25 protein-coding genes and 1 pseudogene are annotated in these 22,877 nt (G+C 62.1%); 7 read left to right on the top strand and 19 right to left on the bottom strand.

Annotated features, from left to right (window positions below; all coding sequences use genetic code 11):
* Positions 1-158 precede the first annotated feature (158 nt).
* The 6 genes from ACNANG_RS20400 to ACNANG_RS20375 all read left to right on the top strand — a co-directional run bounded on the left by ACNANG_RS20400 (position 159) and on the right by ACNANG_RS20375 (position 5,873).
* Positions 159-1,124, top strand: coding sequence for a glycosyltransferase family 9 protein (locus ACNANG_RS20400; RefSeq protein WP_420224541.1), 966 nt, complete (start codon positions 159-161; stop codon positions 1,122-1,124).
* Between the two features lie 319 nt (positions 1,125-1,443).
* Positions 1,444-2,664, top strand: a complete 1,221-nt coding sequence (locus ACNANG_RS20395; RefSeq protein WP_420224540.1) for an O-antigen ligase family protein — start codon at positions 1,444-1,446, stop codon at positions 2,662-2,664.
* Positions 2,665-2,769: 105 nt separating this feature from the next.
* Positions 2,770-4,158 carry an ATP-binding protein gene (locus ACNANG_RS20390; RefSeq protein ID WP_420224539.1) on the top strand — a complete coding sequence of 463 codons (1,389 nt, stop codon included), beginning with the start codon at positions 2,770-2,772 and terminating at the stop codon, positions 4,156-4,158.
* Positions 4,159-4,230: 72 nt separating this feature from the next.
* Positions 4,231-4,710 carry a VOC family protein gene (locus ACNANG_RS20385; RefSeq protein WP_420224538.1) on the top strand — a complete coding sequence of 160 codons (480 nt, stop codon included), beginning with the start codon at positions 4,231-4,233 and terminating at the stop codon, positions 4,708-4,710.
* 561 nt (positions 4,711-5,271) lie between these two features.
* Positions 5,272-5,571, top strand: a complete 300-nt coding sequence (locus ACNANG_RS20380; RefSeq protein ID WP_420224537.1) for a type II toxin-antitoxin system RelE/ParE family toxin — start codon at positions 5,272-5,274, stop codon at positions 5,569-5,571.
* A gap of 2 nt (positions 5,572-5,573) precedes the next feature.
* Positions 5,574-5,873 carry an addiction module antidote protein gene (locus tag ACNANG_RS20375; RefSeq protein WP_420224536.1) on the top strand — a complete coding sequence of 100 codons (300 nt, stop codon included), beginning with the start codon at positions 5,574-5,576 and terminating at the stop codon, positions 5,871-5,873.
* Positions 5,874-5,910: 37 nt separating this feature from the next.
* On the opposite strand, the gene ACNANG_RS20370 is transcribed toward ACNANG_RS20375, so the two are convergent.
* The 19 genes and pseudogenes from ACNANG_RS20370 to ACNANG_RS20280 form a co-directional block, all read right to left on the bottom strand.
* A complete protein-coding gene (locus ACNANG_RS20370; RefSeq protein ID WP_420224535.1) occupies positions 5,911-6,702 on the bottom strand; it encodes a DUF429 domain-containing protein in 792 nt (263 codons plus the stop codon).
* A 148-nt stretch (positions 6,703-6,850) separates the two neighbouring features.
* On the bottom strand, positions 6,851-7,042 hold the full coding sequence (locus ACNANG_RS20365; RefSeq protein ID WP_420227608.1) for a hypothetical protein: 192 nt from the start codon (positions 7,040-7,042) through the stop codon (positions 6,851-6,853).
* 144 nt (positions 7,043-7,186) lie between these two features.
* Positions 7,187-10,341, bottom strand: a pseudogene (gene dnaE / locus ACNANG_RS20360) (DNA polymerase III subunit alpha); the annotation flags it as partial.
* Positions 10,342-10,426: 85 nt separating this feature from the next.
* The gene (locus tag ACNANG_RS20355) at positions 10,427-10,804 is read right to left on the bottom strand and encodes an amidohydrolase family protein (protein ID WP_420224534.1); all 378 of its coding nucleotides are present in this window, start codon (positions 10,802-10,804) and stop codon (positions 10,427-10,429) included.
* Positions 10,801-11,160: an amidohydrolase family protein gene (locus tag ACNANG_RS20350; protein WP_420227607.1), complete on the bottom strand. Its 360-nt coding sequence runs from the start codon at positions 11,158-11,160 to the stop codon at positions 10,801-10,803. Before ACNANG_RS20350 ends, ACNANG_RS20355 begins: the two co-directional genes overlap by 4 nt.
* On the bottom strand, positions 11,097-11,783 hold the full coding sequence (locus tag ACNANG_RS20345; protein ID WP_420224533.1) for a hypothetical protein: 687 nt from the start codon (positions 11,781-11,783) through the stop codon (positions 11,097-11,099). The genes ACNANG_RS20350 and ACNANG_RS20345 overlap by 64 nt, the downstream gene beginning before the upstream one ends.
* A 247-nt stretch (positions 11,784-12,030) precedes the next feature.
* Positions 12,031-12,432 (bottom strand): type II toxin-antitoxin system MqsA family antitoxin, encoded by a 402-nt coding sequence (locus tag ACNANG_RS20340; RefSeq protein ID WP_420224532.1) that lies wholly within the window; start codon positions 12,430-12,432, stop codon positions 12,031-12,033.
* 2 nt (positions 12,433-12,434) lie between these two features.
* On the bottom strand, positions 12,435-12,731 hold the full coding sequence (locus ACNANG_RS20335; RefSeq protein WP_420224531.1) for a type II toxin-antitoxin system MqsR family toxin: 297 nt from the start codon (positions 12,729-12,731) through the stop codon (positions 12,435-12,437).
* A gap of 200 nt (positions 12,732-12,931) precedes the next feature.
* On the bottom strand, positions 12,932-13,711 hold the full coding sequence (locus ACNANG_RS20330) for an SDR family NAD(P)-dependent oxidoreductase (RefSeq protein WP_420224530.1): 780 nt from the start codon (positions 13,709-13,711) through the stop codon (positions 12,932-12,934).
* Positions 13,712-13,715: 4 nt separating this feature from the next.
* A complete protein-coding gene (locus tag ACNANG_RS20325; protein WP_420224529.1) occupies positions 13,716-14,414 on the bottom strand; it encodes an ABC transporter ATP-binding protein in 699 nt (232 codons plus the stop codon).
* 14 nt (positions 14,415-14,428) lie between these two features.
* On the bottom strand, positions 14,429-15,184 hold the full coding sequence (locus tag ACNANG_RS20320) for an ABC transporter ATP-binding protein (RefSeq protein WP_420224528.1): 756 nt from the start codon (positions 15,182-15,184) through the stop codon (positions 14,429-14,431).
* Positions 15,181-15,747: a branched-chain amino acid ABC transporter permease gene (locus tag ACNANG_RS20315; protein ID WP_420224527.1), complete on the bottom strand. Its 567-nt coding sequence runs from the start codon at positions 15,745-15,747 to the stop codon at positions 15,181-15,183. Before ACNANG_RS20315 ends, ACNANG_RS20320 begins: the two co-directional genes overlap by 4 nt.
* A 53-nt stretch (positions 15,748-15,800) precedes the next feature.
* Positions 15,801-16,229 (bottom strand): ABC transporter permease subunit, encoded by a 429-nt coding sequence (locus ACNANG_RS20310; protein WP_420224526.1) that lies wholly within the window; start codon positions 16,227-16,229, stop codon positions 15,801-15,803.
* A gap of 21 nt (positions 16,230-16,250) precedes the next feature.
* A complete protein-coding gene (locus ACNANG_RS20305; RefSeq protein WP_420224525.1) occupies positions 16,251-17,171 on the bottom strand; it encodes a branched-chain amino acid ABC transporter permease in 921 nt (306 codons plus the stop codon).
* 62 nt (positions 17,172-17,233) lie between these two features.
* Positions 17,234-18,397 (bottom strand): ABC transporter substrate-binding protein, encoded by a 1,164-nt coding sequence (locus ACNANG_RS20300; RefSeq protein ID WP_420224524.1) that lies wholly within the window; start codon positions 18,395-18,397, stop codon positions 17,234-17,236.
* A gap of 45 nt (positions 18,398-18,442) precedes the next feature.
* Positions 18,443-18,634, bottom strand: coding sequence for a 2-hydroxymuconate tautomerase (locus tag ACNANG_RS20295; protein ID WP_420224523.1), 192 nt, complete (start codon positions 18,632-18,634; stop codon positions 18,443-18,445).
* Between the two features lie 58 nt (positions 18,635-18,692).
* Positions 18,693-20,147, bottom strand: coding sequence for a 2-hydroxymuconic semialdehyde dehydrogenase (locus ACNANG_RS20290; protein ID WP_420224522.1), 1,455 nt, complete (start codon positions 20,145-20,147; stop codon positions 18,693-18,695).
* A 19-nt stretch (positions 20,148-20,166) separates the two neighbouring features.
* Complete coding sequence (locus ACNANG_RS20285) at positions 20,167-20,895, bottom strand: class II aldolase/adducin family protein (protein ID WP_420224521.1); 729 nt, start codon at positions 20,893-20,895, stop codon at positions 20,167-20,169.
* The gene (locus tag ACNANG_RS20280) at positions 20,892-21,755 is read right to left on the bottom strand and encodes a VOC family protein (protein WP_420224520.1); all 864 of its coding nucleotides are present in this window, start codon (positions 21,753-21,755) and stop codon (positions 20,892-20,894) included. Before ACNANG_RS20280 ends, ACNANG_RS20285 begins: the two co-directional genes overlap by 4 nt.
* A 195-nt stretch (positions 21,756-21,950) precedes the next feature.
* On the opposite strand from ACNANG_RS20280, the gene ACNANG_RS20275 reads away from it, so the two are divergent.
* Positions 21,951-22,775 carry a GntR family transcriptional regulator gene (locus tag ACNANG_RS20275; RefSeq protein WP_420224519.1) on the top strand — a complete coding sequence of 275 codons (825 nt, stop codon included), beginning with the start codon at positions 21,951-21,953 and terminating at the stop codon, positions 22,773-22,775.
* Positions 22,776-22,877 lie beyond the last annotated feature (102 nt).

Here is a 22,877-nt window from a genome sequence, read left to right as displayed (position 1 = left end):
TCACTGCTTGCTCATGAACGCGCCGTGGCTGACGTGGCCGTGCCCGGGGCACGGCCGCCTGACGCTTACAATCGGGGTCCGACCGATTGTACGCGGGTAGGCCGGCCAGGGCCCATTGAGCCGGCTGCCGATACTTCCCCCGCTCTCATTTTTCCGACATGACCGACTACCTGTATCTACGGCTGCCCAATTGGGTAGGCGATGCCTGCATGTGCCTGCCCGCGATCAAGCGGCTGCAGGCAGCTGGCCTGCCCATCATCCTGTGCGGCCGGCCCTGGGCCGAAGACCTGTTTGCCGGCCTGGCACCCGCGGGCTTCGTGCCGATCGGTAACGGCTGGCGCGCCGACCTGGCTGCCATCCGGTCCCGTTATCCGGTCGGGCGCGGCGCGCGGGGCGTCGTGTTCACCAATTCGCTGTCCAGCGCCGCCGCGTTCCGTCTGGCCGGCATCCGCGCCGCGGGCTATCGCGGCGATGGCCGCAGCCTGCTGCTCAAATGGCCGTTCAACAAGCGCGAAGGGCGCCATGAAGTCGAGATTTTCCATGACCTGGCGCGGCTGGCGTTGTGGCGCTGGGGAGTCGACGGTTCGGTGCCGGAAGAACCCGAGGCGACCCTGGGCCTACCGCTGACCGATGCGCATCATGCAGCGGCCGATGCGGCATTGGCCGAGGCGGGCGTGAACGAGCCGTTTGTCCTGTTGTCCCCCACCGCCACCGGACTGCACCACGGCAAGCCCAAGGCCTGGCCGGAATTCGGCGCCCTGGCCACGTCGCTGCAGCGCGACGGCTGGACGTGCGTCATCTGCCCGCCTGCGCACGAAGTCGAGCAGGCCCGCGCGGCCGTGCCGTCGGCAACGATCCTGCCTGCGCTGCCGCTGGGTGCGTTTGCTACCCTGACGCAACGTGCAGCCCTGGTCGTCTGCAATGACTCCGGCACGTCGCATGTGGCGGCGGCCGCGGGCGCACGGCAGATCACCCTGTTTGGCGTGACGCGGCGGGAACGCACCGGGCCATGGTCCAAGAAAGCCGTGTGTCTGGGGTCGGACACAGCCTGGCCGACCCTGGACGAAGTCGAACGGTCGGCGCGGTTCGCGCTGGTGGGCAGCAGCATCGCGGCGTTGCCCTGAGCAAGTGCAATGTCGATCTCGCCCGATCTTGAGCATTGCTACCATTGAGCAGTACTCGCTTGGTGTCGAGCGGACACATCGCTGAGCAGTTTCATTTTTGAGCGGCGCTTGTTTGCGGCGACATCTGTGACTGCAACTGGGGCCCTGCGTACTTTGACCTAGCCTGCCTAGGCCATGCGCAGCAGGGGCAATCACCTGCTACTCTCTGCGCCGCCCTCCGTTATTTACGACACAGGATTACCCCGATGACGCCTGCCCTGCCCCCCACCGCCTGTACTGGCTGCTGTCCGTAAGTCTGTTCCTGCTTCCGGCGACACTTGTGGGCGTCAAGGGTGGCTACGGCATCGCCGCCGTCATTCCGCTGCTGATCTCGCTGGCCTGCCTGGTGCCGCTGATCCGCAGCCATGCTGTGAAATGGAGGGAGGTTCGCCGCGATACCGCGCCGATCTGGGTGCCCTTCCTCTGCTTCTTCCTGGCCTTCCTGCTGTCCGTGATCATGACCGGCGATTCGATGCGCGGCCTGGACTATCCGAACCGATGGCTGCTGCTGATGCCCATCGTCTTCGTGCTGGTCGCCGCGCGCCGCCACATCGACTTCAAATACTTCTGGCTGGGCATCGCCGTGGGGTCGGTGTTGACCGGCATCGTGTCCACCTACCAGATCTTCAGCCTGGGCTACGGCCGTTCGCAAGGCTTCACCGCCGCCAACCCCTACGGCAACCTCAGCATCCTGCTTGGCCTGCTGTGCGGCGTCGGCGCCCTGTATGCCAAGCCGCGCAAGATCGGCATCCTGCTGGCCCTGGCCGGCTGGGGCGGCATGTGGGCCTCCCTGCTGTCAGTGACCCGGGGCGGCTGGCCGCTGCTCGTGCCCTTCGTCATCCTGCTGCTGATGCACCTGGCCCGCCTGCCCCGCAAGACCGCCGTCATCCTGCTGGTGGCCCACATCGTGCTGGTCACACTGGCCTTCCCGACCGCATCCCGGGTGATCTCCAACCGCATCGACGACGCCTCGCGCGACCTGTCCATTGCCGATCCGCAGAAGAAATCCGAAAGCTCGGTGGGCGCCCGCCTGGCCATGTGGAAAATCAGCTTCCAGATCTGGCAGGAACACCCCGCTTTCGGCATTGGCCCCACCCGGTACAAAGACGAGCTCCATCGCAAGAATACCGAGCAATTCAAGTCCAGCGACATCTACACGCAGAACGTCGCGCACCATGAGTGGCTGGATGCGATGGCGCGCGCCGGAACGGTCGGCGGACTGGCGTTGGCGCTGGTGTATGTGTTGCCGCTGGCCGGGCTGCTGCGTCGCCGTCACACACGCCCGGCGCTGCGGTCGCTGGGCGGTGCGGGGGTTGTGGCGATGATTGGTTCGTTCGGTCTGTATGGATTGACCAACACGACGTTTACGAATCACCCGTCCTTGCTGTTCTTCATCGTCGCGTTGTCGGTGGTGTGGGCGCAGTATCTGCAAGAAACGGACGCCGATCCGGCGACGCAGTCGTGGCCGCTGCTGGGGCGGACTCAACCCGTCGGTCGTTAATGGATAGCTGCGCAAGCTAAAGAAATCCCGGTAGCGGCATTTGATACGCCTCGTTATTATCGAAGCAGTCTATCTTACATCTACCCACGTTGACTAACAGGCGCCATGGAAACGATCAAGCTGTCGCAAGACGAAACATCAAGGCTGCTTTTGCTGTGCGAGGATCATTTCAACGATATTAAAAGTAAGCGAATTGCTCCGTCTAAGCTTCAAGAAACGTTTGTGGCGTTTGCCAACTCGGACGGGGGTGATCTATATGTTGGGGTCGAGGATGGCGCAGTGCAGGGTGAAAGATTAATCGGATTCACCGAACATGAAGAAGCAAACGCAATAATCACGACGTTGCTCGAAGAAACGCTTCCGTCCGTAGAAAATGTTGGAGTAACCTTTTTAAAGACAGAGGAAAATGGCTATATCTTGCACTTGGCCGTACCGAAAAGTCCGAAGGTGCACTATACAGCAAGTGGTGACTGCTTCATTCGAATCAATGCAGCGAAGCGGAAAATAAAAGGCGAAAGAATAACGCAGCTCGGATATTCGAAAGGAGCAGAATTATACGAACGCAAGCCTGTAGCGGATGTTGAGATCAAGGAATTACTGGAAAGCCGGTTACTGCTTGATTACATGACTCGAATTGGGTCGAAACTGGACGGGCCCACATTTCTTCGTAAGCAACGACTTTTGACCACGAGCGGAAGTGACCGCATTCCCAACGTGGGCTGCGTGCTTCTTTTTGATGACGTACCACAAGCAACGCTGGATACGCGTTGCGCCGTTAAGGTTTACAGGCTCAGAACCACTGATAAAGACTACAAACGAGAGCAGTTGGAGGAGATGCCTGTTACCATCAACGGGCCAGTAGAGCAAGTTATTCGAGGCACAATCGACCAGGTAGCCAGATACATTGACGGAGTGACATTTCAAGATGGAAATCAACTCGTCAAACTAAAGTATCCAGCAGAAGCACTTAAAGAAATTCTTGTGAATGCAGTTATACATCGTGACTATAGTTTAAACGACGATATCCATGTAAGGGTCTTCGATAATCGCGTTGAGGTCCAAAGTCCTGGACGTTTGCCCGGGTATATGAGCGTAGACAACCTCTATGAGGAACGTTTTTCGCGCAATCCCAATATCGTTCGCATGTTGCATAATTTGCCGAATCCAGTGAATCACGACATCGGCGAAGGGCTGGACACGGCAAAGAACGAACTGAAGAAGGCAGGTTTAATAGCGCCGATTTTCGAAGAGAAAGAAAATGCGTTTGTTGTCACAATAAAACATCAGAAAATTGCATCGGTTGAAGATGTGGTCTTAAGCTACTTTTACGACAATCCTACAGCAGAGATTACCAACAAGCTCGTAAGACAACTTAGCGGCGAAGACGACATGCAGAAGGTCAAGTTGGCTTTACAAAAGTTGCGAGCTAGCGGCCACATCAGACCGGTTGACGAAAGCGCAAACGCGTTCAACTTCAGGTATGTGAAGGCCTAATCGGCCATTGCAGCGTGGTACAAGTACAAGAACATTTTGGTGTCAGGCGTGCGACAGGTAAGGAGAGCCGCAGTGGTCAGCAAGAACACGATCTGCCTGTGGTACGACCACGACGCGCTAGAAGCGGCCAGCTTCTACGCCGACACCTTCCCCGATAGCGCTATCAAGGCAGTGCACACCGCGCCGGGTGACTACCCGTCCGGCAAGCAAGGCGACGTCCTGACCGTGGAATTCACGGTCATGGGCGTCCCGTGCCTGGGCCTGAACGGCGGTCCGACCTTTCATCACAGCGAAGCGTTCTCGTTCCAGGTTGCCACCGATGACCAGGCCGAAACCGACAGGCTATGGAATGCGATCGTTGGCAATGGCGGCCAGGAAAGTGCGTGCGGCTGGTGCAAGGATAAGTGGGGACTGTCGTGGCAGATCACGCCACGGGCCTTGACCGACGGGATGGCGGATCCGGATCAGGCCGCGGCAAAACGCGTGTTTGACGCAATGATGACCATGGGCAAAATCGATATCTCGGTCATCGAGGCGGCGCGTCGGGGGTGAGCTAGCGTTGGCGATCATGCCAACTTAGCCGTCGCGAGCCGCCATCGTTCATCGCGGGTGCCGCCGCCATCACCAGAGCAGTGCTCCACCTTTTCTACGAGAAGTATTTGTTTGCCTGATGCGCTGCAGCGCCAGGTGGCACGTGACCACCGCCGCCTGTTCTATTGCTCGTGGACCGCTCAAGCCATCAGGTGCGTAGCGGTGTCGCTTGGGCTGACGAAGCTGGCCTGGAGGTCCTCTGCTTTCCATCGCCTCACAAGCATCACGGTGAACGCAATGAACGCCGTCTTTGGAGGTGGCTGCCTTGGCGGCATTGCACACCGTGCCTTCGCCAGACTGACGATGCTTCGTTGTGCTGCCAGCATCCCACAATTTCGTCTCAGCTACCTTCGCTGGCACCCGTCATCAGCGCCACCTTCCATCGTTCTAGCCATCCACCGGCTCTGTGCAACTGCCGGACCAAGGCGTCCGTAAACAAACTCGACTCATATACGTCTGCCATCACCAGGCAGCATCCTTGCGACGTGACCCGCCTGGGTGTATCCTGTTTTATACAGAACGATGACGACCATATTTACGACTGCAGTGTTCGATTCTTGGTTCTCGCGGTTACGCGACAAGATGGCGTCAAAAAGAATTCAAGCGCGCATCGACCGCGCAGAAGGTGGAAACCTTAGTGATTGTGTTCCAGTCGGCCAAGGCGTCTCAGAGATGCGTGTGCACTATGGCCCGGGGTACCGGGTCTACTTCGTTCAACGTGGATCTGAAATCATTGTTCTATTGGCGGGCGGCGATAAGTCCACCCAAACCGAAGACATCAACGCTGCGTTGTTGTTGGCGCAGCAACTGCGGGAGTCATAAGCATGGGTGCCCTCAAGCTACAGAAGTGGGACAGCGCTGAATATCTGAAGACCGAAGACGACATGGTTGCGTACCTGCAGGCTTGCATGGATGAAGCAGGTGACGATGCGGCATTCATTGCGAAAGCGCTTGGGAATATCGCCCGTGCTAAAGGCATGTCTCAACTCGCCAAGGAGACCGGGCTGGGTCGAGAAAGCCTTTACAAGGCGCTGTCAGGCGACGGCAATCCGAGTTTTGCCACCATTCTGAAGGTCATGCACGCATTAGGGATCAAGCTGAACGCCCAGGTCAGCCAGGCGTGATCGACAAGCGTGATGAATCTACCTTCTGCGAAGCCGATCAATAATGAATGCGCGGCAGGCGCGCGTCGGGCGCATCCTCCTCAGCCGGCAAACGCACATGCACGCCACTGTCGATCCGCAGCGCCGACCACAGGCAGATGAACGCATCGAGCACGTCGTCGCGGCCATAGGCGGATGCCTGCCCCGCCCGTTCGGCAATGGCCTGCTCGGCGGACGCACGATACGCTTCGGGCAACAGCCCAAGCCGCATGTCATGCCCTGCCTGCGTGTGTTTGGATTCTGCAATGCCGATCAAGGGCTGATCGTGCAGCGCTGCACGGCGCGCGGCGAAGGCCACTTCGGGATGCACTTCGAACACGCGTGACGCATCCGCCGCCGACGTGGCCAGGGCGGCATCGACCTCGGCAATTTTCTTCAGCAGATAGAAGGCCTGCTTCGAGATCCCCACGCCAGCAACCGCGCGATGGGTCGCAAGGGCGTGGCGATACGCGTCGACGGCGGGAAGGTCCAGGCTTGCCAAGGTCTGGCGCACGGGGGTGTGGAAGACCGATAGCCCACGGCGTCCGCCAAGCAAGGCCTTCGCGGCTGAGTCGCAAGCGCGGTGTCCGGCGTCGGACAGTCCAATGGGGATGTCGATCGCGATGACCGCGGGCGCGGGCGCCCAGGCCAGCAGGTCGGCAAAGGTGGCAAAGACCGTGTGCCGCAGGCGGCCGGTCGACGCATCGTGCCTGGCCGCGAACCAGCCGGCGCGGCACGCGTCCACGCCGACGCAATCCCGTAGGGGAGACGATGCCTTGGCAGGCACGTCAATCGTCGCCGCCAATGACAAGCCCATCGCCGATTACGCCGCTAAACGGGTCGTTGTTGCCGCACTTTTCTGGCATGCAAGCCCACGTACGTCGATACTCAGCACGCCGACCTGCTTCTGCCCACGTACGTCGATCACAAGCACGCCGACCTGCTTCTGCCCACGTGCCTCAATACTCCAGCGCGACATCCGCCGGATTGCCAATCACCTTGCCCAGCTGCTGCAGCAACACATCCGGCACGCGCACACGCCAGTCTTCGCTCAACCGGACCACGCACTTGGCTTCGCCCTGGTTGTAGACGATCTCGACCGGCGTGCCAGGGTAGCCGTTTTGCGGTTCGGCCCGGTACGGCGACAGCATGTCCTTCAGCAGCTGCGTTTGCGCATTGCCATTCAAGCGGATCGACAGAGCGCGGGCCTTGGCTTCGCGCGCCATCTGCAGGTCCATGACCGCTTCAGCCACGATCCGCGTGCCGCCCGAATATTCGTCGTTGGTGACCTTGCCAGACACGATCAGCAACTGGTCTTCACGCAGACGGCTCCGGTTGGCTTCGTACAGTTCGTTGAACACCGACACTTCGACCTGCGCGCTGCCGTCGTCGAGCACCGCAAACACCATCTTGCCGCGGCGGGTCATCATCACGCGGACACCAACCAGAATGCCGGCCATCCATTGCAGGTCACGGCTGGGCTGCAGTTGCGCCAACGTGCCGCGCACGAAACGCTTGACCTCATGGCGATACGCATCGAAGAGGTGGCCACTGAAGTAATAGCCCAGCGCCGATTTCTCGTGACCCAGGCGTTCACGTTCGTCCCAGGGTTCAACGCGAGCCAGTTCGCCCGACAGGTCGGCATGGTCGTCACCGCCGAACAGCGACACCTGGCTGGCGGCACGCGCAGCCTGTTCGGCGCCTTCCATGGCGGTGCCGACCGTGGCAAGCAAGGCGGCGCGGCTGTCGGAAAACGCATCGAACGCGCCGGCCTTGATCATGGCTTCGATCGTGCGGCGGTTGACGGCGTTTTTGTTCACGCGGCGGCAGAAGTCGAACAAATCCTTGAAGGGACCGCCTTCTGTCCGCGCACGGATGATCTCTTCGACCGCGCCCTGCCCTGTACCCTTCACGGCGCCCAGTCCGTAACGGATCGTGCGGGGCGGCTTGCCCTTGGCGGCATGCTCGTCCTGCACCGGCTCGAACCGGTAGCCCGACAGATTGACGTCGGGCGGCAGGATCGCCACCTTGTTGGCGAGGGTGTCGGCCCAGAAGATCTGCATCTTGTCGGTATCGTCCATATCGGACGACATCGTCGCGGCCATGAATTCAGCCGGGTGATGCGCTTTGAGCCAGGCGGTCTGATACGTGATCAGCGCGTAGGCGGCGGTATGCGACTTGTTGAAGCCGTATTCCGCGAACTTTTCCATCAGGTTGAACAGGGTGACCGCCAGGTCGGTGTCATAGCCCTTTTCGGCCGCGCCCTTCTGGAAGATTTCGCGATGCTTGGCCATTTCCTCGGCCTTCTTCTTGCCCATCGCGCGGCGCAGCAAGTCGGCGCCGCCCAGCGTATAGCCGCCGATCAGCTGCGAGATCAGCATCACCTGTTCTTGATACACGATCACGCCGTACGTGCTTTTCAGCGTGGCTTCCAGGTCCGGATGGAAATATTCGGCCTTGGCGCGGCCGTGCTTGCGGTTGACGAAGTCATCGACCATGCCCGAACCGAGCGGGCCCGGACGGAACAAGGCCAGCACGGCAATAATGTCTTCAAAGTTGCTGGGACGCAGTTTCTTGAGCAGTTCCTTCATGCCGCGGGATTCGACCTGGAACACCGACGTGGTGTTGCCGTCGCTCAGCAGCTTGTACGCACCCAGGTCGTCCAGCGGCAAGGCCATGACGTCGAAGTCGCGCTTGCCTGGATTGAACTCGCGCACGTAGCGCACGGCCCAGTCCAGGATGGTCAGGTTGCGCAGGCCCAGAAAGTCGAATTTGACCAGGCCGACCGATTCCACGTCGTCCTTGTCGTACTGCGACATGGCCGTCTGGCTCTGGCCAGGCTGGCAGTACAGCGGGCAGAAATCGGTCAGTTTGCCCGGGGCGATCAGCACCCCCCGGCGTGCATGCCGATGTTGCGCGTCAGGCCTTCCAGCGGCCGCGCCAGATCGATCAGCGCCCGCGCTTCTTCGTCGTTGTCGTAACGTTCCTTGAAGGCAGGTTCTTCATTCAGGGCACGTTCCAGGTCCCAGGGGTCGGCGGGCGAATGCGGGATGATCTTGGACAGACCGTCGCAGAACATGTAGGGCAGGTCCAGCACGCGGCCCGCATCGCGGATCACGGCCTTGGCGCCCAGCGTACCGAAGGTGGCGATCTGGCTCACGGCGTCGCGGCCGTATTTGACCTTCACGTATTCAATGACCTTGTCGCGATTGTCCTGGCAGAAGTCGATATCGAAGTCAGGCATGGAAACGCGTTCGGGATTCAGGAATCGTTCGAACAGCAAGTCATAGCGCAGCGGGTCGATGTCGGTAATGCCCAGGCTGAATGCGACCAGCGACCCGGCGCCCGAGCCCCGGCCCGGTCCGACCGGCACGCCGTTGCTCTTGCCCCAGTTGATGAAGTCCTGCACGATCAGGAAGTAGCCGGGAAAGCCCATCCCGATGATGGTCTTGCATTCACGGTCCAGCCGCGTTTCGTATTCCTCGCGATGCGCCTCGCGGTCGGCGTCGTCGGGAAACAGCGTCAGCATCCGCTTTTCCAGGCCTTCCTTCGACAACTGCACCAGGTACTCGTCCAGCGTCACGCCATCGGGCGTCGGGAAGTTGGGCAGCTTGGGATTGCCCAGTTCCAGCGTCAGGTTGCATCGTTGCGCAATGTGCGCCGTATTCACGATCGCCGACGGGACATCGGCGAACTTCGCCATCATTTCTTCCGTCGACTGCAGATACTGGTCTTCGGTAAAGCGGCGCTGCCGGCGCGGGTTGGCCAGCAACTCGCCCTCGGCGATACACACCCGGGCCTCATGCGCCCGGAAGTCCTCGCGCGTCAGGAACTGCACCGGGTGCGTCGCCACGACCGGCAAGCCGCATTCGGCCGCCAGACGCATGGCCGCCTGCACATAGGTTTCATCGCCCTCGCGGCCGGCGCGTTGCAGTTCAATGTAGAAAGAACCGGGAAACACCGCCGCCCACCTGTGCGCCAATTCGGCCGCCGCAGGCAGATTGCCCTGCTCGATCGCCTGGCCGATGTCGCCGAACCGGCCGCCCGACAGCGCGATCAGGCCGTCGCTGAGCGTTTCCAGCCATTCCGGCCGCAGCTCGCCTCGCCCTTTGTTCTGATTGGTCAGGAACGCCTGCGACAGCAGTTCGCACAGGTTCAGGTAACCCTGATGATTGCGCACCAGCAGCAGCATGCGGAAGGGCTTGTCGCGATCGGCGTCGTTGGTGACCCACACGTCGCAGCCCGCCACTGGCTTGACGCCTTTGGAACGGGCCGACCGGTAGAACTTGATCAACCCGAACATATTGGACAGGTCGGTCAGGGCTACCGCGGGCTGGTCCATGGCGGCGACCTGCTTGACGAGGTCGGAGATACGCACCACGCCGTCGACAACCGAAAATTCGGAGTGGACGCGCAGGTGGACGAAGGGGGAGGCGGAAACGGAAGGCATCCTCTATTTTAGCTGCCAGTGGGCGACAGAGGCAGCGGCAAGGCCGCCGCTGTAACAGTTGAGTGGGACGAAGGTGTCCACCCCCTCACGCCACCATCAGATCGTCCAGCATCCGGTAATCGGGCAGCCGGGTGTCAATCGCCTTCCCGGCCCGCAAAACCACCCGGTCCGCCTGGAAGCGTGACAGCATTTCCGAGTAATCGCGCGCGCGCAGCACGATCAGATCGGCGGCGTCGCCGGCCCGGACGCGTCCGCGGCCGGTCAGGCCCATGATGTCGGCGGGGTTGCAGGTGGCGGCGGTGATCCAGTCGCCGATCGGGTGGTCCAGTTGCCCGATCTTGACGGCCTGGGTAAAGGTGTCGAGCATGTCGTGGTCGCCGTAAGCATGGAACGGATCGCGGCAGTTGTCGCCGCCCACCGCCACACGCAAGCCGCGGGCGCGCATTTCGTGCAGCAGGGTCACGCCGCGCCAGCGAGGGTCACGCCGTGGGTACGCGATTGCAGGTACATGTTGACCGTGGGCAGACTCACGATGTCGATGCGGGCGGCGGCGCAGGCCGCCAGGGTTTGCTCGATGACGCTGTCTTCCTGCAGCGCCAGGGAGCAGCAATGGCCGCACAGAATGCGGCCGGTAAAACCGACCTCGACCGCCAGCTGGGCGACGCGCAGCAGGGTGCGTGCTTCTACGTCGCCCGACTCATCGACATGCAGGTCTAGGTTCAGGCCTCGCTCGGTCGCCAGTGCAAAGATGTTCTTCATGGCGACGTCAAACTCCGGCTGACCAGGGTATTCGGCAGGCTGCGAAAACGGGTCACGCAGCCAAGGTTGCCGCCGGCATCGGCCACGATGTCGGCAAGACGGCAGCCTTCGTCGGTCAGAAAGATGTCGATGGGAGCGATCGATGAAGCCTGCAGATCAATGCGGCCGGCCCACTGCGCGCGCATCTCCTTGAAGACCGGGAACGAGATGGCCGCCTGGGGCTCCAGCGAATCCAGGTGGGTGCGGATCGCGACAACGCCTTTGGCATAGGCCGTCATCAGACCGAATTCCATGCGCCGGCGCACGTCTTCGGCATGCCAGTTGGCGACGCGGTCTTCGCCGGTGGCCTTGGAGGCGCCAGGAAAATCGCCGGTTGCGTTCGGCTTGCGTGGCGAAATATGGCCCTTGTCCAGATGCGTGTGGCAATCGATCATGCCCGGCAGCACCATGGAATGATCCAGGTCGGGACCCAGCTCAGCAGGCAACGCGCCCGCGGGTTGGACGCCGGCGATGCGGCCGCTGTCGATCAGCAGGTCGACATCAGACAGGTCAGCCTGGTCCTTCTCGCCAGTCAGTACGGACAGCTCGGTCAGACAGGTCGGCATGCGGACGTTGCGCAAGGCATAGCGGGCGGCGTCGGGCACAGCGAAGAAAGTCGGCGACAGGGGCGGGTTCGACAGCAATCGGTTCTCCTGGGGATGGCGCACGGCTAGGCAGCCGGAAAACGGACGGGTCTCGTTTTCCGCCGCGTTGCTTCGGTGCAGCAATGGATGGATCAAGAGTAACCGGAGAACAAAAAGGCCGGCAGGGTGCCGGCCGTGTTTGTCAGGGGAGGCATTCGGGCGCAGCCCGCTGGATACCCCTACGGTCGCCCGAAAGCTTTATTTGAATGGAACTGGCGTGGCAGCCTGCGCGCAGCGTGCATCTGGATCATGCGGTCCGGATTTCGTCCAGTAACTCCGGATGACGATCGAGCACTTTCAACAGCTTGATAAGCGCCAGTGGAGGTTTGGTCTTGCCGGTCTCGTAGCGTGAAAATGCATTCACACCGCCACCGAAAATCTCGGCGGCTTCACGTTGGTCAAGTGCCAGTTTTTTGCGCACATCAGCGATATAACGCGGATCCACGATAGATGCGTTTACCTGCCGGTTGAACGCGAGCATCGAGTCACTTACACGAGCGGCCTCGACGGTATCCAACACCTGCTCGCAACACGCCGGGCAACGTTGGCCGGCCACGTCCGGAATGACCGTCGCCACCCCACGGTACACGTAGGGAAGGTCGCGGGTTTCAAAGACCAGGTCTGCCACACCACAAGCGGGACACTTCACGATCAAAGCTCCTTAAAGGACACGATCACGACGTTCGCAGATACCGTGATTTTCACGTAAACCCGTCCCACCGCAACGACTGGCCGGTACACGTCTTGCCAGATCCGATGGTCACCATAGGTCGTCATGCTCTTGTAGAAATCCTTCGGGGTCAGTCCGAGCAACACATCAACCATGTCGGAATAGGACATGCTCAGGTAGGCGGCACCGAAGAGCGCTGAACTTGTGGCAAGCACTTGACCTGCTCGGACGAGTGCCTTGACTGAAGACAGCTTGGTATGCGGGACAGACTTTTCCACGAAATTATAACCTAGTAGGTTAATGCAGCACTCAGCCCTGTTGAGTCAATGAGAACGGAAGGGTCTCTTGCAATCAAGATAAACGCCCTTCAACGGTTGCGCGTGTCCTAGCAGGACAGACCGGTCCTATTGCCTCAGACGACAATGTCGGGCAAAAAAGCCGGCGCTTGCCGGCTTTTTTCAAAGTATCTGCCTTGCGTTCACTGCACCGCGTCCTCCGGCACGTCCACGTTGTAGTTCAACGCCAGCCGGCCGCCGTCGGCGTAGATGGTCTGGCCCGTGACGTAGCTCGAATCTTCGCTGGCCAGGAACAGCGCCACCCCTGCGATTTCATCGGGCCGGCCCAGGCGGGTCATGGGAATGCGCGACAGGACCTTGCGCAGGTTTTCCGGGTTGTTGCTGATCGTGGCCATGATCTCCGTATCAATGCTGCCCGGACCCAGGGCGTTCACGCGCACGCCGTGGGGCGCCATGGCCAGTGCCATCGCCTTGGTCATCTGGCGCACCGCGCCCTTGCTGGCGCCGTAGGCCAGCTGGTTCGACATGGCGAGTTCGGCGGTCATGGAGGACAGCATGATGAGGCTGCCGCCCTGCCCTTGCCGCACCATGGCGCGCGCGGCCCGTTGGGCGGTCAGGAAGGCGCCGCGCACATTCACGTTCAGGACGAAGTCGAGGTCGGCCAGTTCGAGGTCCAGGAATTCCGCCGCACGGATGACGCCGGCGTTGCAGACGCAAATGTCCAGCCCGCCGAATTCCGTTTCGCACAGGGCGACCATTCGGTCCACGTCATCGGGCTGGGTGACGTCGGCGGCCAGGCCGCGGACTTCGCCTTGCGTGGTGTCCACCGATGCCATCAGGCGCTCGGCGTTGCGATCGACCATGACGACGTTGGCGCCCTCGGCCGCATACCGCCGAGCGATGGCCAGGCCGATCCCGCCCGCTGCGCCGGTGACGAGCGCGGTCTTGTTCTCCAGCCTCATCGACTCAAACTCCCACATAGCGTTCGATCAATTCCGGGCGCGCCGCCAATTCCTCCGACGTCCCTCGCCACACCGTAGTGCCTTTATCCAGAATGAAGTTGCTGTCCGACAGGCGCATCAGCGCCTTGGTGTTCTTGTCGACCACGATCATCGTCAGGCCCTCGCTTTTCAGCCGCGCCAGGACGCTCCAGATCTCGGCGCGCACAATGGGGGCCAGCCCTTCCGTGGCTTCATCCAGCACCAACAGTTTGGGATTGGTCATGAGCGCGCGGCCGATCGCCAGCATTTGCTGTTCGCCACCCGACAGTTGCGTGCCCAGGTTGGACCGCCGCTCTTTGAGGCGCGGAAACAGTTCGTAGATCTTGGCTAGCGTCCATTGCGAGGCGCTGCCGTCATGTTTGGCGGTGGCGATCAGATTTTCTTCGATGGTGAGCGTCGGGAAGATCTGCCGGCCTTCGGGCACCAGCGAGATGCCCAGGCGTCCCACGCGGTACGGCGCCATGCCGTTCAAGGGCTGGTCGTTGAAGCGGATGGTGCCCGCCGACGGCCGCAGCAGCCCGAACAGGCAGTTGATGACAGTGGTGCGGCCCATGCCGTTGCGGCCGATCAGCCCGACGACGTCGCCGCGCCCGACTTCCAGGTCCACGTCGAAAAGCGCCTGGCAGCTGTCGTACTTGGCGGCAAGGTGTTGGATGGAAAGCATGCGGTCTCCTTGCGTCAGGCGTCTTCGTCATCGCCCAGATAGGCGCGGCGCACATCGGGATGGTTGCGGATCTCATCGATACCGCCGGTGGCGACGATCTTGCCGTACACCAGCACGCTGATGCGATCGGCCAGCGAGAACACCGCATGCATGTCGTGTTCGACAAGCAGGATCGTGTACTGCCCCTTCAATGACCGCAGCAATTCGATCGCGCCGGCGCCCTCGGCGGCGCTCATGCCAGCCATGGGTTCGTCGAGCAGCAGGATGTTGGGCTCCGCCGCCAGCGCCATTGCGATTTCGAGCCGACGCCGCTGGCCGTACGCGAGGTTGGCGACAACGGTGTGCTCGACATCGCCCAGGCGGCAACGCTCGATGATCGCGCGTGCCTTGGCCACCAGTTCGGCATCTCCCGACATCGGCCTCCAGATCGCGAATCGCACGCCGCGCTTGCGCATGGCGGCAATGCAGACGTTCTCGCTGACCGTGAAGCTGTCGAAGATCGACGTGATCTGGTACGACCGCAGCAGCCCCAGGCTGACGCGCTGCTGGATGGGCTTGCCGGTCACATCGTTGCTGCCGATCCGGATCTGGCCGCCGTCGGACCGCAGTTCACCTGTCAGCAGGTTGATCAAGGTGGTCTTGCCTGCACCGTTCGGGCCGATGATGGCGTGCAGTTCGCCCGGTTCGATGGACAGCGACACACGGTCGGTCGCCTTGAGCCCGCCGAAGCGTTTGGTCAGGTCCGTGGTCTGCAATCCCAATGCGCTCATGGCGTTTCTCCTGCAACGGGGGCAACGCCGGGTGCGCCCAGGGGCGCGTTCACCGGCGCGCCGTGTGACGCGGCCGACACGGTGGCCGCAGGCTGCCGGCCGGGAACGTCGGGCCGCTTGAAACGCTTGACCCATGAGAACCCGTCTTTTCCCAGCAGCGCGATCAGCACGATGATCGGGCCCATCAGCAGCATCCAGTGCTGGGTGATGCCCTTGAACATTTCTTCGAGCACCAGGAACACGACCGTGCCCAGAATCGGCCCCGTCACCAGGCCGATGCCACCGATCACGATCATGACGATCAGGTCGCCCGACATCTGCCACGACATGTAGCTGGGCGACGCAAACGCCGTCAGGTTGGCAAGCAGGAAGCCCGAGATGCCGGTGATGACGCCCGAGAACACATAGGCCAGCAACTGCACGCGGAACACCGAATACCCGAAGGCATTCACGCGGCGGGGGTTGATGTGCGTGGCGCGCAGAACCATACCGAAAGGCGAGCGCTTGAACCGGGCCATGACGACGGTGGTGACCAGCAACACCGCCCACGCGGCCCAGTACACCTCGGTGCTGCCGCTGAGTTCGAAGCCGCTGAAATTGCTGGGTGCATTGATGTTCAGGCCGTCATCCCCCCGAAAGTCGTCATGCTGACCATCAGGAAGTAGAACATTTGCGCGAAAGCCAGGGTGATCATGATGAAGCCGATGCCCGACGTGCGCAGGCACACGCTGCCGATGACCAGCGCCACCGCGGCGCATACCAGCACACACACGCCCAGCTGCGCCCAGCCGCTGGTCACGTCATAGAAGCCCAGAATGCCGACCGCATAGCACCCCAGCCCGATGAACAGCGCGTGGCCGAAGCTGACCAGTCCGGCAAAGCCAAGCACGACGTTGAGCGCACTTGCGGCCAGGGCATACACCAGGACCCGCGCAAAGAAGGTGACGTAGAAGGGTTCGCCAATGGCATTCGCCACGAAGGGCACGATGGCGAGCAGAAGGAAGAGCACTGGTATCACCCAGGCCCCGAACTTGGATCGAGTCATCGAAAACGTCCTTGCAAGAGATCAGCGGCGGGCGGCTGAAATGAGGCCATTGGGACGGAAGGCGAGTACCAGCGCCATCAGCACGTAGATCAGCATGGACGCAAGGGCAGGCCCCACTGCATTGGCAGCCGAAGGCAGCATCAGCTTGCCAAGCATGCTTGGCAGATAGGCGCGGCCCAGGGTGTCGATGATGGCAATCACCATGGCGGCAACCAGGGCGCCACGGATCGAGCCGATGCCGCCGACCACGATCACGACCAACGCCAGGATCAGCACGGGCTCCCCCATGCCCGACTGCACGGACAGGATGGGACCGGCCAGCGCACCCGCCAGTCCGGCCAGGCCCGCGCCCAGCATGAACAGCGATTTCTTGAGCAGGTCCACATTGGCGCCCAGTACGCTCACCATGGACGCATTGCTGGCTCCGGCCCGCACCAGCATGCCGAAGCGGGTCTTCTGGATCAGGAACCACGCCCCCAGCGCCACCAGCACGCCGACCGCGATGATCAGGATGCGGTACACCGGATAGGGCGCACCGAACACCGAAATGGCGCCGCCCAGGCTCTCGGGAATCGCCGCGTAGTACGGGCGATTGCCGAAGGTGACGATCGCCAGTTCATTGAAGAACATCATCAGGCCGAATGTGGCGAGCACCTGGTACAGGTGGTCATAGCGGTACAGCGGCCGTGCCACCATGTGTTCGAGCAGCAGCCCCACCAGCCCGCTGGAGATGATGGCCGCCACGATGGCGAACGTGAAGGATCCGCTGGCATTGAAGCTGGCGGCGCCGACAAAGGCGCCCACCATGTACAGCGACCCATGCGCAAGGTTGATGAAGTTCATGATGCCGAAGATCAGGGTCAGACCTGACGACAGCAGGAACAGCAGCACGCCGAGTTGCACCCCGTTGAGCAACTGCGACAGAAACAGCGAACTGATCATGGCTGGCTTCCGTAAAGGTTAGACGTGCGGCGCAAGAATGCGTTGCCCTTGCGCCGGTCCCATCAAGGCTTGCACTCGTTGACGTAGGCGTCCTGGTGATCCGTGAACACCTGCGCCAGTTGCTTGACGGCGAAGCTGTCGCCCTGCGGCACGATCTCGAAGGCGTAGTAGTTCTGCACCGGCATGTTGTTCGTGTTGAAGCGGAACTTGCCGCGCACGGTCGGGAAGCTGCCGCCCACGGATTTGACCGCCTCGGCAAACGCCTTCTTGTCGGATACCTTGCCATTCAGTTTGCGCACGGCGGCGTCGAGCAGATAGGCCGCGTCATAGCCGTTGACCGCGTATTCGGACGGCGTGCGCTGGTACTTGGCCTTGAAGCCTTCGACGAATTTCTTGTTCTGCGGGTTGTCGAGCACGGTGGCCCAAGGCGAGCCATAGATGGCGCCGATGGCCGAGTTCTTCATTGCGGCCAGGGTATTGGCTTCGATCAGGCTGTCGGAAAAGAACGGCAGCTTGCCCATCAGGCCGGCCTGGCTCAATTGGCGCACCACGTTCACGCCGATGGCGCCGGTGTAGAACGCGAACAGGGCGTCGGGCTTGGCGGTCTGCAGCTGTGAGATCTCGGCCGAATAATCGAGCTGGCCCAGTGGCGTGTAGACCTCGTTGGCGACAGGGCCGCCGTAGTACCGCTTGAAGCCCGCCAGCTTGTCCTTGCCTGCCTGGTAGTTCGACGACATCAGATAGACGTTCTTGTAGCCCTTGTCCTTGACGTACTGGCCCATGGCTTCGGACATGCCGTCGTTCTGCCAGCCCATCACAAACAAGTTGGGCATGCACATCTTGCCTGCGATCGGGGCGGGGCCGGCCACGGTCGAGATCGCCACCACGCCGGACTCCTTGATGCGGCGCGTCTGCGCCATCAGGATGTTGGAATACCCGAGTCCGACGACCGCGTCGACCTTGTCGCGCTCCAGGAATTTTTGCAGGATCTGCGAGCCGACGTCTGGCTTGAGCTGGTCGTCTTCATTGACGACGCTGACCTTCTGGTCGCCGAACTTGCCGCCCAATTGTTCGACCGCGAGCATGAAACCGTCGTACTGGTCCTGCCCTTGCGCGGCCTGCGGGCCGGACATGACGGCCGAAAAACCGATCTTGATGTCGGCTTGCGCCGATCCTGCGGCCAGCAGCAAGCCGGCCATCACCAAAGCCTTGGTGGTGGATGTCATGGTGTGTCTCCGTCTGTGTTGTTATGGTTTTTTTGCGGGTCCGCGTCAGCGGCCCAGGGCCTTTGCCGTCTTGCCGGCAATGCCGAAATGCGTCTTGGGTATTTCGATGAGCGTGACGCGCACCGACTCGCGTGGTGCGCCGATCGATGTATGCGCGGCCTCGGTCAGTGCTTCGATCAATGCCGCGCACTGTTCATCGGTGCGGCCTTCCATCAATTGGACCTGGATCAGGGGCATGCGGTGCTCCTAGCAAAACAAAAGGGACTGCGGCGTCGACCCGACCGCCGCACGATCATCAGAGCTTGATGCAGACGTTGCGCAATTCGGTGTAGAACTCCAGCGAGTGCACGCCGCCTTCGCGGCCGATGCCGGACTGCTTGGCACCGCCAAACGACGTCCGCAGATCGCGCAGGAACCAGGAGTTGACCCAACAGATGCCCACTTCCAGGGCGCGGCCCATGCGATGCGCCACGCTGACGTCCTGTGTCCATACCGTGGCCGCCAGGCCGTAGGGCGTGGCGTTCGCCATGTTGACGACTTCGTCTTCGGTGTCGAAGGGGCTGATGTGACAGCAGGGCCCGAAGATTTCTTCGCGAATCACCGACGCCGTCTGCGGCAGGCCGGTCCAGATGGTGGGCTGCACCCAGGCGCCTTCGGACATGCGGCCCGGCATGGTCGGCACGCCGCCGCCGGTCACGATGGTTGCGCCTTCGGCACGCGCCTTGTCGTAGTAGCTCAGCACCTTGCGGCGATGTTCCTGCGACACCAGCGGACCGAAGTTCGTGCTGTGGTCGTTCGGGTCTCCCAGCTTGAAGCCTTCGGCACGCTGCTTGAGCGCCGCCACGAACTTTTCAAAGATCGGACGCTGGACGTACACCCGTTCCGTGCCCAGGCAGACCTGGCCGCTGTTTTCGAACGTGGAGCGGGCAATCCCCGCCACGGCCTTGTCGAAGTCGCAATCGGCGAACACGATGCCGGCGTTCTTGCCGCCCAGTTCGAAGGACACCGGACGGACACCCGTGGCCGCGGCGCGCATGATGGCTTCGCCCGTGCGCGTTTCGCCGGTGAAGGTGATGCCGTCCACACCCGGATGCGTCGTCAGGAATTCACCCGCCGAATCCGGACCGAAGCCGTGCACGACGTTGTAGACACCGGCCGGCACGCCCACGTCGTTCATGACCTTGCCAAGCAGCGTCGCAGTGGCCGGCGTTTCTTCGGACGGCTTGACCACGACCGTGTTGCCGGTCGCCAGTGCGGGACCCACCTTCCAGGTCATCAGCAGCAGCGGCAGGTTCCAGGGACACACCACGCCAATCACGCCGCGCGGCGCGCGCACTGCGTAGTTGATGGCATGGCCGCCGTCCGGAGTGTCCATGCCGAAGCTTTCGGTTGGCACATTGCGGATCAGGTCGGCAAACACCTTGAAGTTGGCGGCGCCGCGCGGAATGTCGACGTGGCTGGCCAGCCCGTGCGGCTTGCCCGTGTCCGCCATTTCAGCCGCCAGGAATTCATCGAAGTTGGCGTTGATGCCGTCGGCGATCGCGTGCAGCAGCTCGACCCGGTCTTCGACCTTGAGCTTGCCCCACGGCCCTTTCAATGCGGCGCGGGCAGCATCCACCGCCGCCCCGACTTCGGCCTTGCCGGCTTCGTGCACCATGCCGATCAGGCTGTTGTCGACAGGATTGCGGTTTTCGAATGTCTTGCCTGTCGACACCCACTCGCCGTTGATGAAGTTCCGGAAATCGCTCATTGCCTTGCTCACTCCAAAATTAAAGGACCTCTGCGAATTCCGGATCGCCGGCGCACAGGTATTCCCACATCCGTTCAAAAATCCGCCCGGCGCGCGTGGCCCGCTGCGCGCACTGGTCCGGCGTCAGTCCAGGGGCATCCGCCAAGCCGGCGGCGCGCAGTTGCAATTCGATGCGCGCGGCGTCTTCCAGGTACCAGGTCAGCACCACCGCCTCTTGGATCGACGGTGCCGCGATCACGGTGCCATTGCCTTGCATGACTACCGCCGGCCCCGCCCCCAGCGTGCTGGCCACGCCCGCCGCCTGGGCTTCGGTGCGGATCAGCTGCGGGTCTTGCCACAGCGGCACGACCGGCGAAAAGTACGAACCCATGCCATGCCGGGGCGACGGCGTGATGCCTGCCGCCGATAGGGTCATGACGTCGCGCGGCATGCTGCGGATCACGGATTGCACGTCGGGCCGGCGCTGGTAGATCTGCTGGTGGATGCGCACCTCGCCCAGCACGCCGTCGGGCAATTCCCCGTTGACCGGTACGACCACGCCGTCTTCGGTCGGGTCGATCAACCCCATGGGGCGGGCCGCGCATACCAGAAAGGAATCGGCGTCCAGCCGCAGGCTGCAATGGCCGTAGGCATGCACCAGGCCCGCGCGGGACAAAGCCCTGGCCGCAGCGCGCACCAGGCTTTGCTGGCGGGCGGTCGGCACGGCCCCCGCTTCGGGGCTGACTGCGTCGGCTTGGAAGTCGGTCATGTCTTGAATTCCGGGATATCGGGGCGCGATCCCCACATGCAGAACGACGACGGCACCATGGGGAAGTCGCGCGGACGGTAGGTCTTTTCGTCTTCTTCGGTGATCATGCGCACGCCGGTGGAGTACTCATAGATCATGCTGTCCGGCCCCTCGAAGTACAGGAACATGGCGCCGGATGTGGGATGACGGCCAGGGCCGAAGCGGATCGGGATATTGCGCTCGCGCAGGATGTAGTACGCGCGCATGACGTCGTCGATGCTTTCGACCTGGTGATTGATGTGCTGCACGCCAGGAAAGCTGGACGGGAACAACGCGATCTTGTGGTGGACGTCGTCAATCCGCAGCAGGGCCGCGTCACCGATGCGATCGCTGACCTTGGCGCCCAGCAATGTCGTCCAGAAGGCTTCGTCCCGGCGGCCGTCCAGCGTGCGCAAGCCGATATGGCTGAAGCCGGTGATGCCGGCATCGCGCGACCCGAAGAAACGGCGGCCGCTGTGATGCGGCGCGAACACGAGTTCGATGCGATTGCCCGACAGGTCATTGAAGCGGATGAAGTCGCGCGCATGGCGCTGTTCGGCTTCTTCCGCCGTGCCGCGCACGGCCCGGACACCCGCGTTTTCCAGCGTCTGCAACGCGTCGTCCAGTTCGCGGGCGGTGTCGACTTCAAAGGCCGCGGTGTGGTCACGCGCGTCGCCTTCGAAGTAGACAAGGGTATGGTCGCGGCTGTCGGACCGCAGGTAGACGGTCTTGTTCGACCGCTCGGCCACTTCCAGCCCAAGAACGTCGGTGGCGTATTTGACCGACGCATCCAGGTCGGGGGTGCCGAGCCGGACGTAGCGGATATCGTGCAAATGAATCACTGCCTGTCTCCTGACATGCGAACAATCGCTCGCTGTTCACTGCGCTTTTTTATAAGATAGACGCCGCGAATATCGAAGTCAAAGCGTTTTATCGAGATTTTCTGGTTTTCCCTAGATTCGATCCCGCGGCCCGAAACTCCTCTACACTTTGCGTTATCGACCTTGCCTTGCGATGCTTGCGCGTCGTTCCGTACTATGCCGGACATCTCCGCCGCCCTGCCCCCTTTGGCGCACGCTGCCGCCCCAACCACACTGGTCGGGTCGGCGTATGCCAGCCTGCGCCGCGACATCATCGAAGGCCGCCTGCCGCCCGGCTCGCGCCTGCGGGTGGAGCACCTGAAGGATTCGTACGGGGTGGGCGCGGGTACGCTGCGCGAGGCGCTGGCCTTGCTGGTGTCCGACGCGCTGGTGATCGTGCATGGCCAGCGGGGCTTCCACGTCACGCCGATTTCGCTGGACGACTTCCTGGACATCACCCGCAACCGGATGCTGATGGAAAGCGAGGCCCTGCGGCAGTCGATCGCCGTGGGCGACGATGTATGGGAAAGCCGGGTGATCGCCGCCTTTCACCGCCTGCGGCGGGCGGAAGAACGCCTGGCCGTCGACCGGCCTGGCCGCTTCAATGAATGGGAAGAGCGCAACCGCGAATTCCACCAGGCGCTGATCAGCGCGTGCGATTCAAGGTGGATGCACCATTTCCTGGGGATTTTGTACCAGCAGGCCGAGCGCTATCGGCGGCTGACGATCGTGCGTGACCCGATCCCGCGCGATCTGCACGACGAACACCAGGGCATCCTGGACGCCACGCTGGCACGCGATGCGGAACTGGCGTCGCGCTTGCTGCGCGAGCATATCGGTACGACCTTCGAGGCGGTCAAGCACCTGCCGGCGCACTTGTTCGATGGGTCGACACCGGTAGCTGCCATGCCGACGACGCTGCAGGAAGGCGCGGCGCCTTACGCCAATGACGCTGCGGGCATGCTGCATCCTCTTGACGCGGACCTGGCCGAAGACCGCTGACATGTTGATGTTGGCGTGCTGATCCGCTGACTTGCTGATTTGCTGACCTGCCGAGCCGCCGACCCGGCGTCCGCCGCTGACTGTCCCTGCCGGCCCCGATCA

The sequence above is a fragment of the Pigmentiphaga litoralis genome (genome assembly GCF_048632615.1).
Lineage (GTDB): Bacteria > Pseudomonadota > Gammaproteobacteria > Burkholderiales > Burkholderiaceae_B > Pigmentiphaga > Pigmentiphaga litoralis_B.
This window is presented reverse-complemented; position numbering and strand designations above follow the sequence as displayed.